The 15140-nt window shown below is 38.8% G+C and carries 13 protein-coding genes and 1 riboswitch; of the genes, 7 read left to right on the top strand and 6 right to left on the bottom strand.

The genetic code is table 11. The annotated features are described in order from the left end of the window. Positions 1–213: 213 nt before the first annotated feature. Positions 214–1575, top strand: coding sequence for an NADP-specific glutamate dehydrogenase (gdhA, locus tag BMW36_RS03875; protein WP_089739244.1), 1362 nt, complete (start codon positions 214–216; stop codon positions 1573–1575). Positions 1576–1745: 170 nt separating this feature from the next. Here gdhA and BMW36_RS03870 read toward each other — a convergent pair whose 3' ends face one another. The 5 genes from BMW36_RS03870 to BMW36_RS03850 all read right to left on the bottom strand — a co-directional run bounded on the left by BMW36_RS03870 (position 1746) and on the right by BMW36_RS03850 (position 6928). Continuing rightward, the gene (locus tag BMW36_RS03870) at positions 1746–2846 is read right to left on the bottom strand and encodes an ABC transporter permease (RefSeq protein ID WP_089739242.1); all 1101 of its coding nucleotides are present in this window, start codon (positions 2844–2846) and stop codon (positions 1746–1748) included. Further along, on the bottom strand, positions 2843–4117 hold the full coding sequence (locus tag BMW36_RS03865) for an ABC transporter permease (protein ID WP_089739240.1): 1275 nt from the start codon (positions 4115–4117) through the stop codon (positions 2843–2845). Before BMW36_RS03865 ends, BMW36_RS03870 begins: the two co-directional genes overlap by 4 nt. Before the next feature lie 10 nt (positions 4118–4127). Continuing rightward, entirely contained in the window at positions 4128–5060 is a 933-nt protein-coding gene (locus BMW36_RS03860) for an ABC transporter ATP-binding protein (RefSeq protein ID WP_089739238.1), read from the bottom strand. 121 nt (positions 5061–5181) lie between these two features. Beyond that, on the bottom strand, positions 5182–5820 hold the full coding sequence (locus tag BMW36_RS03855; RefSeq protein ID WP_089739235.1) for a response regulator transcription factor: 639 nt from the start codon (positions 5818–5820) through the stop codon (positions 5182–5184). Continuing rightward, complete coding sequence (locus BMW36_RS03850) at positions 5768–6928, bottom strand: sensor histidine kinase (protein ID WP_175480348.1); 1161 nt, start codon at positions 6926–6928, stop codon at positions 5768–5770. The genes BMW36_RS03855 and BMW36_RS03850 overlap by 53 nt, the downstream gene beginning before the upstream one ends. 149 nt (positions 6929–7077) lie before the next feature. Here BMW36_RS03850 and BMW36_RS03845 point away from each other — a divergent pair, with 149 nt between their 5' ends. The 6 genes from BMW36_RS03845 to cysC all read left to right on the top strand — a co-directional run bounded on the left by BMW36_RS03845 (position 7078) and on the right by cysC (position 14482). Beyond that, a complete protein-coding gene (locus BMW36_RS03845; RefSeq protein WP_089739230.1) occupies positions 7078–8022 on the top strand; it encodes an aldo/keto reductase family protein in 945 nt (314 codons plus the stop codon). A gap of 98 nt (positions 8023–8120) precedes the next feature. Further along, positions 8121–8238: riboswitch (SAM riboswitch) on the top strand. A gap of 90 nt (positions 8239–8328) precedes the next feature. Then, positions 8329–9054 carry a phosphoadenylyl-sulfate reductase gene (locus tag BMW36_RS03840; protein ID WP_089739229.1) on the top strand — a complete coding sequence of 242 codons (726 nt, stop codon included), beginning with the start codon at positions 8329–8331 and terminating at the stop codon, positions 9052–9054. A gap of 100 nt (positions 9055–9154) precedes the next feature. Beyond that, on the top strand, positions 9155–10966 hold the full coding sequence (locus tag BMW36_RS03835; RefSeq protein WP_089739228.1) for an assimilatory sulfite reductase (NADPH) flavoprotein subunit: 1812 nt from the start codon (positions 9155–9157) through the stop codon (positions 10964–10966). Positions 10967–10980: 14 nt separating this feature from the next. Further along, on the top strand, positions 10981–12696 hold the full coding sequence (gene cysI / locus BMW36_RS03830; RefSeq protein ID WP_089739226.1) for an assimilatory sulfite reductase (NADPH) hemoprotein subunit: 1716 nt from the start codon (positions 10981–10983) through the stop codon (positions 12694–12696). Beyond that, on the top strand, positions 12696–13874 hold the full coding sequence (gene sat, locus BMW36_RS03825; protein WP_089739223.1) for a sulfate adenylyltransferase: 1179 nt from the start codon (positions 12696–12698) through the stop codon (positions 13872–13874). Before cysI ends, sat begins: the two co-directional genes overlap by 1 nt. 5 nt (positions 13875–13879) lie before the next feature. Then, positions 13880–14482: an adenylyl-sulfate kinase gene (gene cysC / locus BMW36_RS03820; protein ID WP_089739221.1), complete on the top strand. Its 603-nt coding sequence runs from the start codon at positions 13880–13882 to the stop codon at positions 14480–14482. Between the two features lie 228 nt (positions 14483–14710). Here the strand turns inward: cysC and BMW36_RS03815 are convergent, their stop codons facing one another. After that, positions 14711–15118, bottom strand: a complete 408-nt coding sequence (locus BMW36_RS03815; RefSeq protein WP_089739219.1) for a YkvA family protein — start codon at positions 15116–15118, stop codon at positions 14711–14713. Between the last annotated feature and the right edge of the window lie 22 nt (positions 15119–15140).

Raw genomic sequence — 15140 nt, 5'->3', positions numbered from 1 at the left:
ATCTCGTATGAGCATTGTTTATACCAAATTGATATAATACACTTGAAATATCGCCAAATATTCATATTATTCGATCATTTAGTTTTGATTACCTTTTCAATGTTCGAAAGGAATATATGGATATTAGCTTGGCAAAATAAGATAGATTTAATATGGTGTCACGCTTATGCTTATCAAATATATATAAAGAAGTAAGGAGAGAACAAATAAGATATGACAAATGCAAATCAAGTTGCTCAAAATTATGTCAATGATGTGTATGAAACAGTCAAAAAACGTAATCCAAATGAAAGTGAATTTCATCAAGCAGTAAAAGAGATCTTCGAATCTTTAGTACCTGTTTTTGAAAAGCACCCAGTTTATATGGAACAAGGGATCCTGGAAAGAATGGTAGAGCCTGAAAGAATTATCTCTTTCCGTGTACCTTGGGTAGATGATGAAGGAAAAGTACAGGTTAACCGGGGATTCCGTGTACAATTCAACAGTGCAATCGGACCATACAAAGGCGGACTTCGTTTCCACCCATCAGTAAATGCAAGTATTATTAAATTCCTTGGTTTTGAACAAATCTTCAAAAACTCTTTAACTGGTCAACCAATTGGTGGCGGTAAAGGTGGATCTGACTTTGATCCAAAAGGAAAGTCTGATGGCGAGATTATGCGTTTCTGTCAAAGCTTCATGAGTGAGCTTTCCAAACATATCGGTCCTGATACTGATGTTCCTGCAGGTGATATCGGGGTAGGCGGTCGTGAAATTGGCTACTTATTCGGTCAATACAAGAAAATGCGCGGTGGTAATCAAGCTGGTGTATTAACAGGTAAAGGACTTAACTTTGGCGGAAGTTTAGCACGTACAGAAGCTACTGGGTACGGTACTGTGTACTTCGTGCAGGAAATGTTAAAAGATAAAGGCGACAGCTTCCAAGGTAAAACAGTTGTTGTTTCCGGTTCTGGTAATGTATCTACTTACGCAATTGAAAAAGCTACAGAGCTTGGTGCGAAAGTTGTCGCATGTAGTGATTCAAGCGGTTATGTGTATGACAAAAACGGTATTAATCTAGAAACTGTAAAACGTTTGAAAGAAGTTGAAAGAAAACGTATTAAAGAATATGTTAACGAGCATCCTGAAGCAGAATATACTGCAGGTTTTGAAGGCATTTGGAACATTCCTTGTGATATCGCTCTTCCATGTGCTACACAAAATGAATTAAATGAAGATGCAGCGAAAACATTAGTAGCTAACGGTGTAAAAGCAGTTGGTGAAGGTGCGAACATGCCTTCAACGCTTGAAGCAATTGATGTTTTCTTAGAAAACAAAGTATTATTCGGACCTGCTAAGGCAGCTAATGCTGGTGGTGTGGCAGTTTCCGCTCTTGAAATGGCACAAAACAGTGCACGTCTTTCTTGGAAGTTTGAAGAAGTTGATGAAAAACTTCAGGAAATTATGCAAAATATCTATAAAAACAGTGTTGCGGCTTCAGAAGAATATGGCCGTCCAGGTAACTTAGTTGTTGGTGCAAACATTGCCGGTTTCTTAAAAGTTGCTGACGCAATGGTAGCTCAAGGTGTAATTTAATAACTAAGGAGAACCCCACAAATATTTGTGGGGTTTTTATATTTGCAGATTTTGCTTTCTTTTTGCAGATTTCACGCTCTTTTTGCAACTTTCGCTCTCTTTTTGCAGATTCCCTCATCCGCTTTTTTCCACTAGTAAAAAGTCCAGCGTATTCATCGCTGGACTTTCCCTTATCTTCTTTCCATTAAATTAATTCCGCACCCCATACATAATACTCCCATTAATAGAAGGATGGATAGCGGCTGGGCAATGTCTGCCAGGCCTTTTCCATACACAGTAATTGCTTTTAGTGCTTCCATAGCGTGTGTTACCGGAATTACCTTGGAGATGGCTAACACTACCTCATTATTTACTATTTCAATTGGCCAGTATGCACCGCCAAGCATCGCCATACTTACAGCTATAATCGGTACAACTGCATTCAATTGTGAAGAACGGTTAACTAATCCGATGATGAGCATTCCAAGTGACACAATTGCGAACGTATAGACAAGGCAAATGATGAAAATTTCTAGCCAGCGACCTCCCATGTCAAACCCAAAGAAGAAGTGAAACATGGTAAAAACTGCGAAAATTTGAACCATTCCAATTACAAAAGCGAAACTTAAATAGCCTAGATAGATCTGCCACTTTCTTACTGGTGATAGTATAAGGCGGTCCCAGCTGCCTCTCTGCTTCTCTTCAGCCACCTCGCCCAAACCGAAAACAATCGTATAAATAGCGAAGAATAATGTCATTCCGAATAATGCCTGCAGCTTATTATTATAGATAAATACATCTCCTTCTGATTCACCAATTTGACTAACAACATCCATTGAGGGATCTTCCAGGGAAGCCTCAATCGTTCGGCGCAAGTGTTCATCGCCTTCCGGACCAACCGCCTGTTCAATCCTTAATTTCTCCCAATACATGGAACTAATATATTGTTCAACAATTGCCTGATTAGGATTTTCTGTCCCAATGATAAAACGGTAATTCTCCTCTGCAAGTGTAATACCAAAACTGGATACTCCTAATGCAATATTTTCTCTTGCCTTGTCTTCGTTTGTTTCAATAAACCGAAAGCCATCTAACTCATTTAACTGGTCAGCCAGCTTCGTTCTTTCCGCTTCAGAAACACCTTCTGTAAAACTTATAGGTACAGATACTTCAGACTGATTATTTGCCCCTCCAATAAATATGATGAAGACAATTGTCATTGCAACCATTGCTAAAACCATAAACGGTTTTCTCCGCAGACGCTGCCATTGTAGTGTGAAGATATTTATCATGATTCAGTCCTCCTTGCAGGGAATACCATGATGCTAACAATAAAGATAATTACTGCAATAATAAGAAGCCGGTACATATATGGAAGAATATCTGTTAATGGCATCCCCTGATTTGCAAGCATATATGCCCGTAATGTCATTCCATTTGGGGTCCAGCTTCCGATAGTCTGAATAATATCAGGAAAGGTAGTAATTGGCGTGAAACTCCCCCCCAGTAAAGCCATAACACTAACCAGCCCACCAGAAAAAGCACCAGAAACCGAATTAGAGTGGAAGCGTATTGTCATGGCAACAAGAAGACTGCCAATTGCACCAACTGCTATCGCATAGAGAAATGTAATGGAGATAACTGTTAAACTTATCTTCCAGGTAAATGGTTGAAATGATTGCATAATCAGTGAAGAAAGACCAAATAATATCAGTATTTGAATAAAAGCCATTAAAATAACTGCAAGGAATTTCCCCAAAAGGAAAAATACCGGATGCTTCCCTGACAGTATGATTCGGTCTAATACTAACTGCGAGTGCTCTGTATATGTTTTAGCTGCCATTGTGGAAGCTACAAAGAAAGCAAACATCACAGCCATACCGATGGTGTAATACTCAATTGAGGTGATTGGATCACGGTTAGTAATAGTTTCTTCTTCAGCTATGTTTTCTATATCGAGATGCACCTTTGGCACTTCATTCGCTCCAGTTGCTTTTACAATAGCTGTTTCTAAATTCATCGACTGAGTAAATTGCTCTATAATATTTTGTAAAATGTCCCCATCAAAGTGAGCATGCTCTCCTTTGATGATATGCAAAGTACTCCGTTCCACGGATTGATCCAGCAATATATGGTTTAAAAGATTATACGTGAAATTTTCAGGAATAATTAAAACAGCCTCCACTTCCTGCGCTGCTAGTTGCTTTTCTGCTTCTGAGGCATCCATTTCCCTAACTGTCACAAAGTCCAAATCTTCTTTTAATATCTGCTGCAAAATCTGATTTGGCCTCAATTGTTCCGCTGCTTGTGTCATCGCCGTAACAGCAACAGGCGGCAGCATTTTCCCCTCCAGTTCTTCAACAAATAATGCCGCTGCTTCTTCCTGATTATCTTCTTCCACTAAGGCAACAGTCATATCAAAAACCTGTGCTTCTTCACCCATTATCCCTTTTAGAGCAAAGCCTAATATTGTCATTAAAATAAATGGCATCAAGAAGATGACCAGAAGTTCGGTGCGATCACGCCATAGAAGTTTCATATCCTTTATCCAGAAATCTAACATGTCACACCTCCTAATCTCTCAATCTTCTACCAGTCAAATGCAGGAAAACATCTTCTAATGTAGGAACTTGAATATCGACACTGTTTATTGATACCTGGTGATGTTCAGCAAGTTGAAAAATACCTGCTAATCTCCGGGTGTTTTTTGCTACAATTAACTTTATTCCTTTTTCCCATTCTGTTACTTTCAGAACATCAGACTGCTCTTTTAACGCTTCTTCAAAAGGTTTAGAAGGCTGATCCAATTCAAGTTGGATTGTTTCTTCGCTTGATAAGATACTTGTCAGCTCTTCTTTCGTCCCTGTTGCGATAACTTTGCCGTGGTCCATGATATAAATTCTGTCACAGAGCCTTTCTACTTCTTCCATATAATGAGAGGTATAAAGAACAGTCATTGCTTTTTCTTCATTTAGTCTTTTAACCATTTCCAATATATAGTGACGCGATTGAGGATCAATTCCAACAGTAGGTTCATCCATTATAATGATTTCCGGGTCATGCAATAATGCAACAGCAATATTAATTCTCCTTTGCATCCCGCCTGAGTAATTTTTCACAAGTTCTTTCTGTCTGTCCTTCAGACCCACAAGTTCCAGTACTTCCTGTACCCTGCTCTCCAGTTCCTTTCCTTTTAAACGGTAGATCCTGCCAAAAAACTTCACATTTTCATACGCTGATAATTCTTTATATAAAGCTATCTCCTGCGGCACCACCCCGAGTGTCGGCCGAATAATATTAGGATTTTTAATGACATCCTGCCCATTCCATGTCACCATACCTGATGAAGGTTTCGTTAATGTAGCAATCATGGAAATAAAAGTTGATTTTCCTGCACCATTCGGTCCAAGCAATCCAACAGATTCACCTTGTTTTAAATATAAATTCACATCATCCACAGCTACCTGCTTTTTAAAAACTTTACGCAATGATTCTGTTTCCAACATTGGTCTCACCTTCCTTTTGCCTTTTCATATACTCACAGTCTATACGAAAAGGGACAGTGCGAACACTGCCCTCAGTCATTACTTTTAATGAAAACCATGACTTTAGTCATTTATTTTTTCTTTATACATATCCATTGCGGATCGCATAGATGGCAAGTTGGGTTCGGTCTCTTAATTGCAGTTTATCAAGCAATTGACTTATATGGTTTTTTACCGTTCCAATTGATAATGCCAGTAGTTCTGCAATTTCCTTATTACTTTTCCCTTCACCCAACAGACACAGGATATCTGTTTCTCTTTTCGTCAAAGAGATTGTATGCTGGTTTTTCATCGGCTCATTTCTTTCAAGCAAATGCGGAACGACTTTCTTCGCAACTTCTCCTGGCAGCTGCAGTCCGCCAGCAAGACAATCTTTAATAGAATGAATAAGCTGGCTTGCTTCCGCATCTTTCAGCAAATATCCGTGCACACCTAATTTTAAAGCCTGAATCGCATACTCTTCATCATTAAATGTCGTTAAAATGAGTACTTTCATTTCCGGAAAACGGCTAAGTAACTCTTTAGCCGCCTGCAGGCCATCCACTTCCGGCATTCTTATATCAAGTATAGCTAAATCGTAATAATTTTGTTCGCGTAACTGCAAAGCTTCCCTTCCATTTTTGGCTTCACCTGTAACCTTTAAAATCGGATCAGTTTCCAGCATCATTTTAATTCCCTGTCTTACGATCGCCTGGTCTTCTGCTAATAAGATCTTTATCACCGTATCCCCCCTCTAGCGGAAATATTCCCCGAACAACAAACTGGCTGCTGTATGAATGAACTTCTAATTCTCCGCCAATTTGTTTAAGCCGTTCTCTCATTGATTTCAAGCCGAACCCTTCTGTTATAACCATTTCATCGTCTAATGGATTAATAACCTCAAACCTGAAATGGGTAGCACCTGGCGCTTCCAGGGTAATTGTTGCTTCTTTTCCTGAACTGTGCCGCATCACATTTGTCAATGATTCCTGGATTGCCCTGTAGACAACACTTGCTTGCTCTGGTCTTAGTGAAACAGACAGTGCATTTTGACGCATTGAGAATGTTATCGAAATATACTGCTCTGCTTCCAGTTTACGAATTAACTGAATAACGGCAGCAATTCCGGCAACTGATTCTTCTTTTAATGCTTTCACTGCTTTTCTCGTCTCAGATAGACTTTCTTTTGCTAAACTTTTCAACTGGTCCCACTCTTTACGGTTATCCTGCAATCTTAATATCTCTATTTGCATGAGCAAATTTGTTAATGTATGTCCAACACGGTCATGAATCTCTCTTCCTATTAATATCCGCTCTTGTTGTCTGACATGGGCATCATTGGAGACAGAATCCCTTTTTAACTTCCTGTAGGTATGTAATAAAGCCTGATATCTTTCCTCTAAATCTATGATGTCTGCAATATTTTTTTGATAATAGATAGCTGACAGAATGATAGCAAAAGATGTCAAACAAAGCAGGAAAATATTCATCGTTGAGAAAAATTCAATATGTAAGGAAAATAGAGAAACAATGATTAAGATTAATAAGTTATAGAGTGTTTTCTCTCTCATATGATAAACAATATGTACAATGAGAAAAGCTAACATCAGCCATACAAACGGGTTTATGATACCGTTAAAAGGAAATAAAAATGTTGCCGTAAGGACAATAATTAAACCTGACCAAATTATATAATTACTCTTCTTCACAATGGAAGTAAAGAAAAGTAATGTGAAATAAACGGCTGTCATTCCAAAAAGATACGCGGAATTGCCATCAAGCTCGACAATTAAGCCTCCCATCCACGCAAGAAACCAAAACAATAACCAAATCCAAAAAATACCCCGCATCTCCGACCCCTCCCCCTTATGATAATATATCATAACTTAAGGAAGGTGAGACTTCTTTCCAGTCAATATATTCGCTTCCGGAACTAATTTTGTGTATAATTTTATGTAAGCGTTTCAATATGAACAGGAATTTAAAAGGGGTGCTCTAAATGGAATACAGACGATTAGGTCATACTGGCTTAAAGGTAAGTGAAATCAGTTTAGGCAGCTGGCTTACATATGGTGGATATGTTGAAGAACAGAAGGCAGAAGCCGCCATTGACAAAGCGTATGATCTGGGCATCAACTTCTTCGACACAGCAAATGTGTATATGCGGGGAGAAGCAGAGAAAATTGTCGGTAAATCACTAAGTAAATATCCAAGAGATTCATATGTTCTTGCAACGAAAGTTTTTGGAAAAATGGGAGATGGGCCAAATGACCAGGGCTTATCAAGAAAACATATTATCGAGCAGTGTCATGCAAGTTTGCAAAGGCTTGGGCTTGATTATATCGATATTTACTACTGTCACAGATACCACAAGGACACTCCGCTTGAAGAAACTTTACGTGCACTAGATGATCTTATCAGACAAGGAAAGGTATTATATATTGGTGTTAGTGAGTGGACTGCTGAACAGATAACTGAGGCGGTGCATCTTGCAGACAAAAAACTGCTTGATCGAATCGTCGTTAATCAACCGAACTATAGTATGCTTCACCGGAACATTGAAAATGAAATCATTCCAGTAAGTGAGAAACACGGTATTGGACAGGTTGTCTTCTCCCCTCTTGCCCAAGGTGTGCTTACAGGAAAATATAAGATAGGGGAGTCACTTCCTGCAGACAGCCGTGCAGCTCAGGAAAACATGGACCTGTCCAGAGTCCTGACAGAATCGAATCTCGAAAAAGTAGAATCACTAAAAGAAATTGCCAGTGATGAGAATCTATCCATTGCACAGCTTGCTATTGCATGGATTCTTCGTCAGCAAAATGTTTCCAGTGCCTTAATTGGTGCAAGTAAACCCGAGCAAATCGAGGAAAATGTTAAAGCTTCCGGAATAAATCTATCACAAAATACACTTGATAAAATTGAAAATATATTAAACAAGTAATGTATTGTTGAAATTTCCTGAAATACGATTTTTTTATGAGTTTCTATTGACATTGCCAAAAAATAGTTATACCATTACATTAAATATTTATAAAGCAATTCTTATCTAGAGAGGTGGAGGGGCAGGCCCGGTGAATCCTCGGCAACAGGTTCGAAAGTAGAACACTGTGCCAAATCCTGCGGGACAGCATATATATAAGTACCCGGAAGATAAGAAGTAATGATTTCAATCAAACTTCTTATCAAACCTTGATGAGAAGTTTTTTTACTATATGGTTGTATTACAACAAAAGGAGGATGTTGGTACATGCCTAAGCAATTAATAACGTATGAACATTATCAGGAGAGTGAGTGGAATACGTTTTTACCAGATGAGGCAGACCCTGTAAAAGGTGCGCAGGATATCATTCAAACTGCCTATGAGTCTTATGGAGATTCCTTAGTATATGCATGCAGCTTTGGTGCAGAAAGTATGGTATTAATTGATCTGATTTCCAAAGTAAAGCCAAATGCCAAATTAGTTTTCCTGGATACTGACCTGCACTTTCAAGAAACATACGATCTGATTGATCGGGTAAAAGAAAAATATCCAAGCCTGCAGATTGAAATGAAACGACCTGAGTTAACTTTAGAAGAGCAGTCAGAACAGCATGGATCTGCGCTGTGGAGACGAAACCCGGACCAGTGTTGCTATATAAGAAAGATCAAGCCATTAGAAGATGTTTTAAATGGAGCAACTGCATGGATTTCAGGATTAAGACGAGAGCAATCACCAAGCCGTGCGAATACACAATTTTTCAACAAAGACAATCGATTTAAGTCTGTAAAGGTTTGTCCATTAATCTACTGGACTCATGATGATGTGTGGAATTATATAAAATCTAACGATCTACCATATAACCCTTTACACGATCAGAACTATCCAAGTATCGGCTGTATTCCATGTACAAATCCGGTGGAACAAGGCGGAGATGAAAGAGCTGGAAGATGGGCTAATTTTAAAAAGACAGAATGCGGATTACACACCACGTAAAAATATGGTGCTTATTTTTATGACAATATCAAAGTAAATCAATCGGTTTAATAATGTAAATGTATTTTTTATCCAAATATCTATTTTAGGGGTGAGTTTATTGACGTTACAAGTTGTCAATAGTCCTTTTGACGAAAAGCAGACAGAGATTCTAAATCAACTATTACCGACATTAACCAATTCACAAAAAAACTGGCTGGCTGGCTACCTTGCAGCCTCCCAGACAGTTGAAGCACCAGCAGGAGCAGGTCCTGCCCAGCCGCAGGCACAATCCGCACCGGCAGCAGCACCAGCCAGAACAATTACTATTCTTTACGGATCTGAAACAGGAAACAGCCAAACAATCGCAGAAGGTCTGTCAGATAAGTTAAAAGCAAGAGATTTGAAAGTTTCTGTTTCAAGTATGGATGACTTTAAAGCGAAAAAAATTAAAGATGTGGAAGACTTATTTATTGTTACAGCTACTCACGGAGAAGGAGACCCACCTGATAATGCTATTCAGTTCCATGAATTTTTATTAGGACGGAAAGCTCCAAAGTTAGAAAACGTTCGTTTCTCTGTCCTGTCATTGGGAGATGAATCTTATGAGCACTTCTGCCAGACTGGTAAAGATTTCGACAATCGACTGGAAGAACTGGGTGCAACGAGAATCTACCCTAGAGTAGATTGTGATGTGGATTACGAGGAGTTAGCAGAAGAGTGGGTTAATGGTGTGCTGACAAAACTTGAAGAAGAACAAGGCAGCCAGTCAACAGCTGCCATTGCCGAACCAACACCAGCTGAACAACCAATTTACTCAAAAAGCAATCCCTTCTCTGCTGAAGTCTTAGAGAATATTAATTTAAGCGGCAGAGGTTCCAATAAGGAAACAAGGCATATTGAATTATCCCTTGATGGATCAAACTTCAGTTATGAACCAGGGGACTGCCTTGCTATTTATCCAAAAAATGACCCGGAATTGGTGAAACAAGTAATTTCGACATTAGGCTGGAATCCTGAGCAGACTGTTCCTATTAATAAACAAGGAGAAATTCGCTCGATCCAGGAGGCATTAACCTCTATTTTTGAGATTACAAGATTAACAAAAGGCATGTTAGATAAAGCAGCAAGCTTCTTTAAAAATGACGATCTACTAAAATTAATATCTGATAATGAGCAAATCAAACAGTATATTGATGGTAGAGATTTACTTGATTTAGTTAAGGATTACCCGCCAGCAGACCTTGATCCAGCCTCATTAATGCACTGGCTGCGGAAGATACCTGCACGTCAGTATTCTATTTCAAGCAGCTGGAAAGCAAATCCGGATGAGGTTCATTTAACTGTTGCAACAGTCCGATACAACAGCTGTGGCAGAGACCGTACAGGGGTGTGCTCCGGGGAAATTGCTGACCGTATAAAACCAGGAGATGTGCTGGATGTATATGTCCACCGCAATCCGAACTTTAAGTTTCCATTTGATGAGTCAACTCCTGTTATCATGATCGGTCCAGGAACAGGTGTTGCACCATTTAGAGGATATATCGAAGAACGTGAAGAATTAGACTTAAAAGGAGATACATGGCTATTCTTTGGTGACCAGCATTTCCGTTCAGACTTCCTTTATCAGGTTGACTGGCAAAATTGGTTAAAGAAAGGCTATTTATCAAAGCTTGATGTGGCCTTCTCCAGAGACACTGAAGAAAAGATCTATGTTCAAAACCGTTTACTGGAAAATGCGAAAGACGTATTTGCCTGGTTGGAAAAAGGGGCTCATATTTTCGTTTGCGGTGATGAGAAAAGGATGGCAAAAGACGTCCACCAGACATTAATACAAATTGTTTCTGAACAAAAGAATGTTAGCAAAGAAGAAGCAGAATCATATATCAATCAATTAAAACAAGAAAAACGTTATCAAAGAGACGTATATTGATTAGGGGGATTTCCATGGCAGGTAATGAACAGAAAAAACTTGATCCAATTGAAAAATTAAAAGAAGACAGCCGGTTTTTACGAGGAACGATTGTAGATGGATTAAACGATCCGATAACTTCATCTATTTCAGACGATGATACTAAATTACTGAAATTCCATGGCAGTTACCAGCAGGATGACCGTGATATTCGTGATGAGCGTCGAAAACAGAAACTAGAACCAGCGTACTCATTCATGCTTCGTGTAGCGATTCCCGGCGGTGTCGCAACTCCGAAACAGTGGCTGGCAGTTGATGATCTTTCACAAAAATATGGTGATAATACGATCAAGCTTACAACAAGGCAAGCGTTCCAGTTACACGGCATTTTGAAATGGAACCTGAAAGATACGATCAAAACAATCAATGATGAATTAATGACAACCATAGCTGCATGTGGTGATGTGAATCGTAATGTAATGTGTAACCCAAATCCGTATCAATCAGAAGTTCATCAGGAAATTCAAGATTGGGCGCAAAAAATTAGTGATCATCTGTCACCAAAAACGGGCGCTTATCATGAAATATGGTTAGACAGAGAAAAAATAATTGATTCGAAAGAAGAGGAAGAACCAATTTACGGTAAGACATACTTACCGAGAAAGTTCAAAATTGGTATTGCTGCCCCACCTTCTAACGATATCGATGTCTTTTCTCAGGATTTAGGTTTCATTGCAATTATTGAAGATAACGAAGTGAAGGGATTTAATGTTGTTGTCGGAGGCGGTATGGGTTCAACACATGGGAACACTAATACTTATCCACAGCTAGGTAAATTAGCTGGTTATTGTGCTAAAGAAGATGTTATCAATGTCGCTGAAAAGGTAGTAACTATTCAGAGGGATTACGGAAACCGTTCTGACAGAAAGAATGCCAGATTTAAATACACCATTGATCGTTACGGCTTAGAGTGGTTTAAAGAAGAATTAGCTAACCGTCTCGGATTTTCTTTAGAAGAAGCAAAACCGTATCACTTTGATCATAATGGTGACAGATACGGATGGATTAAAGGACAAAACAGATGGCATTTCACTCTATTTGTTGAAAATGGCCGTGTAAAGGACACAGATGACTATAAATTAATGACAGCATTACGAGAGATTGCCAATATTCATACAGGTGATTTCCGTCTTACGCCAAATCAGAACCTGGTTATCGCAAATGTAACTACACAGAAAAAGAAGAAAATCCAGGAAATCATTGATATGTATGGACTGACAGATGGCAAGCATTACTCTGGATTAAGAAGGAATTCCATTGCATGTGTTGCCCTGCCAACTTGTGGTCTAGCTATGGCAGAATCAGAACGTTATTTACCATCATTAATCGATAAGATTGAAGCACTTTTAGAAGCAGAAGGATTAAAAGAACAAGAAATTGTAATCCGTATGACAGGTTGTCCAAACGGATGTGCTCGTCCTGGTCTTGCTGAGATTGCCTTTATTGGAAAGGCACCAGGTAAATATAACCTTTATTTAGGCGGAAGCTTTATTGGCGACAGGCTAAACCAGCTGTACCGTGAAAATATCGGTGAGGAAGAAATATTGGCAACATTAAAAGATATTATCCATGTATATGCTACAGAAAGAGAAGAAAATGAATACTTTGGTGATTTTGTTGTTAGAAAAGGCTATGTCGATGCGGTTTACGACGGCCAGAATTTTCATAGAGAAACGAAAGGAGTTTTATAATGACAACAGTTATTGAGAAGCAACGTGAAACAATTACAGCTCACGGCGGTACACTTGTTAACAGAGAATTAACAGGTTCAGAGCGTGACAAAGCAATTGAAGCAGCTAAAAACTATCCATCTTTGACAATTAATAAATGGGGAATATCAGATTTAGAATTAATTGCTATCGGCGGGTTCAGTCCATTAACAGGCTTCTTAGGGGAAAAAGATTACCTTAGTGTTGTAGAAAATGTTCACCTGGCAGATGGTACGGTCTGGAGTATTCCTATCACACTAGCTGTTACAGAACAAGAAGCAGATAAATTAACGGTTGGAAGCTCTGTTTCTCTTTACGGAGAAGACGGCATACTTTACGGAATTTTAGAGTTACAAGAGAAATTTTACTATGATAAACAAAAAGAAGCACAATCAGTTTACGGAACTACTGATGACAGCCACCCTGGTGTAAAAAAACTTTATGAAAAAGGGGAAGTTTATCTGGCAGGTCCGATTCAGCTGGTAAACCGTCCGGAACATGAAGGATTCGAAGATTTTTATTTAGATCCAATTGAAACTAGACAATTATTCGCAGATCTCGGTTGGAAAACAGTTGTAGGCTTCCAGACAAGAAACCCAGTCCATCGTGCTCATGAATATATTCAAAAAATTGCACTGGAGTCTGTTGATGGTTTATTATTAAACCCATTAGTTGGGGAAACAAAATCTGATGATATTCCTGCAGATATCCGCATGGAGAGCTATCAAGCCATTCTAAAGCATTATTATCCAAAAGACCGCACAAGACTGGTTATTTATCCAGCTGCAATGCGCTATGCCGGTCCACGTGAAGCTGTGTTACATGCACTTGTTCGTAAAAATTACGGATGTACCCACTTCATTGTTGGTCGTGATCACGCCGGAGTTGGCGATTTCTATGGCACATACGAAGCACAGGAATTCATCTCCCAATTCGAAGATGAACTCGGCATTCAAATATTTAAATTTGAGCATGCTTTTTACTGTTCTAAATGTGAAAACATGGCAACACAAAAAACATGTCCACACGACAAATCAGATCACGTTCACCTTAGTGGAACGAAAGTGCGCGAGAAACTCCGTAACGGAGAACCACTTCCACGACAGTTCTCCCGTCCGGAGGTAGCGGAAATTTTAATCAAAGGATTACAGAGAGGATAAGAGACATGACGAAAGCAACCAATATCGTTTGGCATGATTCTGTTGTGTCAAAACAAGACAGACTGCAATTAAATGGACATCAGAGCCCTGTTTTATGGTTTACAGGGCTGTCAGGTTCAGGAAAATCAACTTTAACAGTAGCTTTAGAGAAAGCACTGTATGACCAAGGTATTCGAACCTACCGTTTAGATGGTGATAATATCAGACATGGCTTAAATAATAATTTAGGCTTCAGTCCGGAAGACAGAAAAGAGAATATTCGCCGAATTGGTGAAGTAGCCAAATTAATGAGTGATGCCGGATTAATTACATTGACTGCTTTTATTTCTCCATATCAGGAGGATCGTGACAATGTTCGTCAGTTATTAGCAGATGGTGATTTTATTGAGATTTATGTAAAATGCAGTTTAGAAGGCTGCGAGCAGCGTGATCCAAAGGGACTTTATCAAAAGGCACGCGCAGGCGAAATCAAAGGATTTACCGGAATTGATGCACCATATGAACAACCGGTTAATCCTGAGTTAACGGTAGATACAGAAGAAAATACGGTAGAGCAATCTGTGGCAAATATTATTCAGTATTTAAAAACCAGAAACTATATAAAGTGAACTTCATCAGGATGCTAGGCAGCCTGTGATAAAGAAAACTCACGAAATGATTTAGGCACTACTGTGTCTAAATCATTTTTATTTTTTGATAAATGTAACCTTACACTGTGTATTTTTGCTCCCCCACCATCTTCCCTGTTTAACCGGGGTATAATCATAGACTTTTTTTATGTAAGTTTAGGTATATTATGGACTTGTCTGTTCTCGAATTAGGACTTTTAACGCAACTTATTCAAGTTCATTTGGCCCACTTTCTTTCCAATCTTTGAATGTATCTAAATCCTTTGAAATCTGCTTAATGACAAAACCAATTACTGCAGCATCATCAAAAAAACCTAAACCTGCGATAAAATCCGGCACTAAATCGATTGGTGTTACAAAATAAATGATCGTTGCAACAATCATAATGATTGATGCTTTAGGTATTTCTTTATACTCACCTTTTATCCATGCACGAAAAACTTCAAACAATAACTGCAGTTTTTCCCATACCTCTCCCAGCATACCTTGTTTCGATTCTGCCTTTTCTGCCGCTTCCTTCAACAAAGTGCCAGATTTCTTTTTATCAGCTATATATTCTTTAGCTCTGGATAAATACTTCCTATAACCATACTTATAGTTCTTTGCAGTTACCAAGCTGTACAACCTCCTTTCATAA

Origin of the sequence: Gracilibacillus ureilyticus, from assembly GCF_900111195.1 — a bacterium.
Lineage (GTDB): Bacteria > Bacillota > Bacilli > Bacillales > Amphibacillaceae > Gracilibacillus > Gracilibacillus ureilyticus.
This window is presented reverse-complemented; position numbering and strand designations above follow the sequence as displayed.

Excerpts from the sequence above, each read along its gene's own strand:
- gdhA (WP_089739244.1), top strand. The coding sequence starts at position 214 with ATGACAAATGCAAATCAAGTTGCTCAAAATTATGTCAATGATGTGTAT.
- BMW36_RS03870 (WP_089739242.1), bottom strand. The coding sequence starts at position 2,846 with ATGATAAATATCTTCACACTACAATGGCAGCGTCTGCGGAGAAAACCG.
- BMW36_RS03865 (WP_089739240.1), bottom strand. The coding sequence starts at position 4,117 with ATGTTAGATTTCTGGATAAAGGATATGAAACTTCTATGGCGTGATCGC.
- BMW36_RS03860 (WP_089739238.1), bottom strand. The coding sequence starts at position 5,060 with ATGTTGGAAACAGAATCATTGCGTAAAGTTTTTAAAAAGCAGGTAGCT.
- BMW36_RS03850 (WP_175480348.1), bottom strand. The coding sequence starts at position 6,928 with ATGCGGGGTATTTTTTGGATTTGGTTATTGTTTTGGTTTCTTGCGTGG.
- BMW36_RS03845 (WP_089739230.1), top strand. The coding sequence starts at position 7,078 with ATGGAATACAGACGATTAGGTCATACTGGCTTAAAGGTAAGTGAAATC.
- BMW36_RS03840 (WP_089739229.1), top strand. The coding sequence starts at position 8,329 with ATGCCTAAGCAATTAATAACGTATGAACATTATCAGGAGAGTGAGTGG.
- cysI (WP_089739226.1), top strand. The coding sequence starts at position 10,981 with ATGGCAGGTAATGAACAGAAAAAACTTGATCCAATTGAAAAATTAAAA.
- sat (WP_089739223.1), top strand. The coding sequence starts at position 12,696 with ATGACAACAGTTATTGAGAAGCAACGTGAAACAATTACAGCTCACGGC.
- cysC (WP_089739221.1), top strand. The coding sequence starts at position 13,880 with ATGACGAAAGCAACCAATATCGTTTGGCATGATTCTGTTGTGTCAAAA.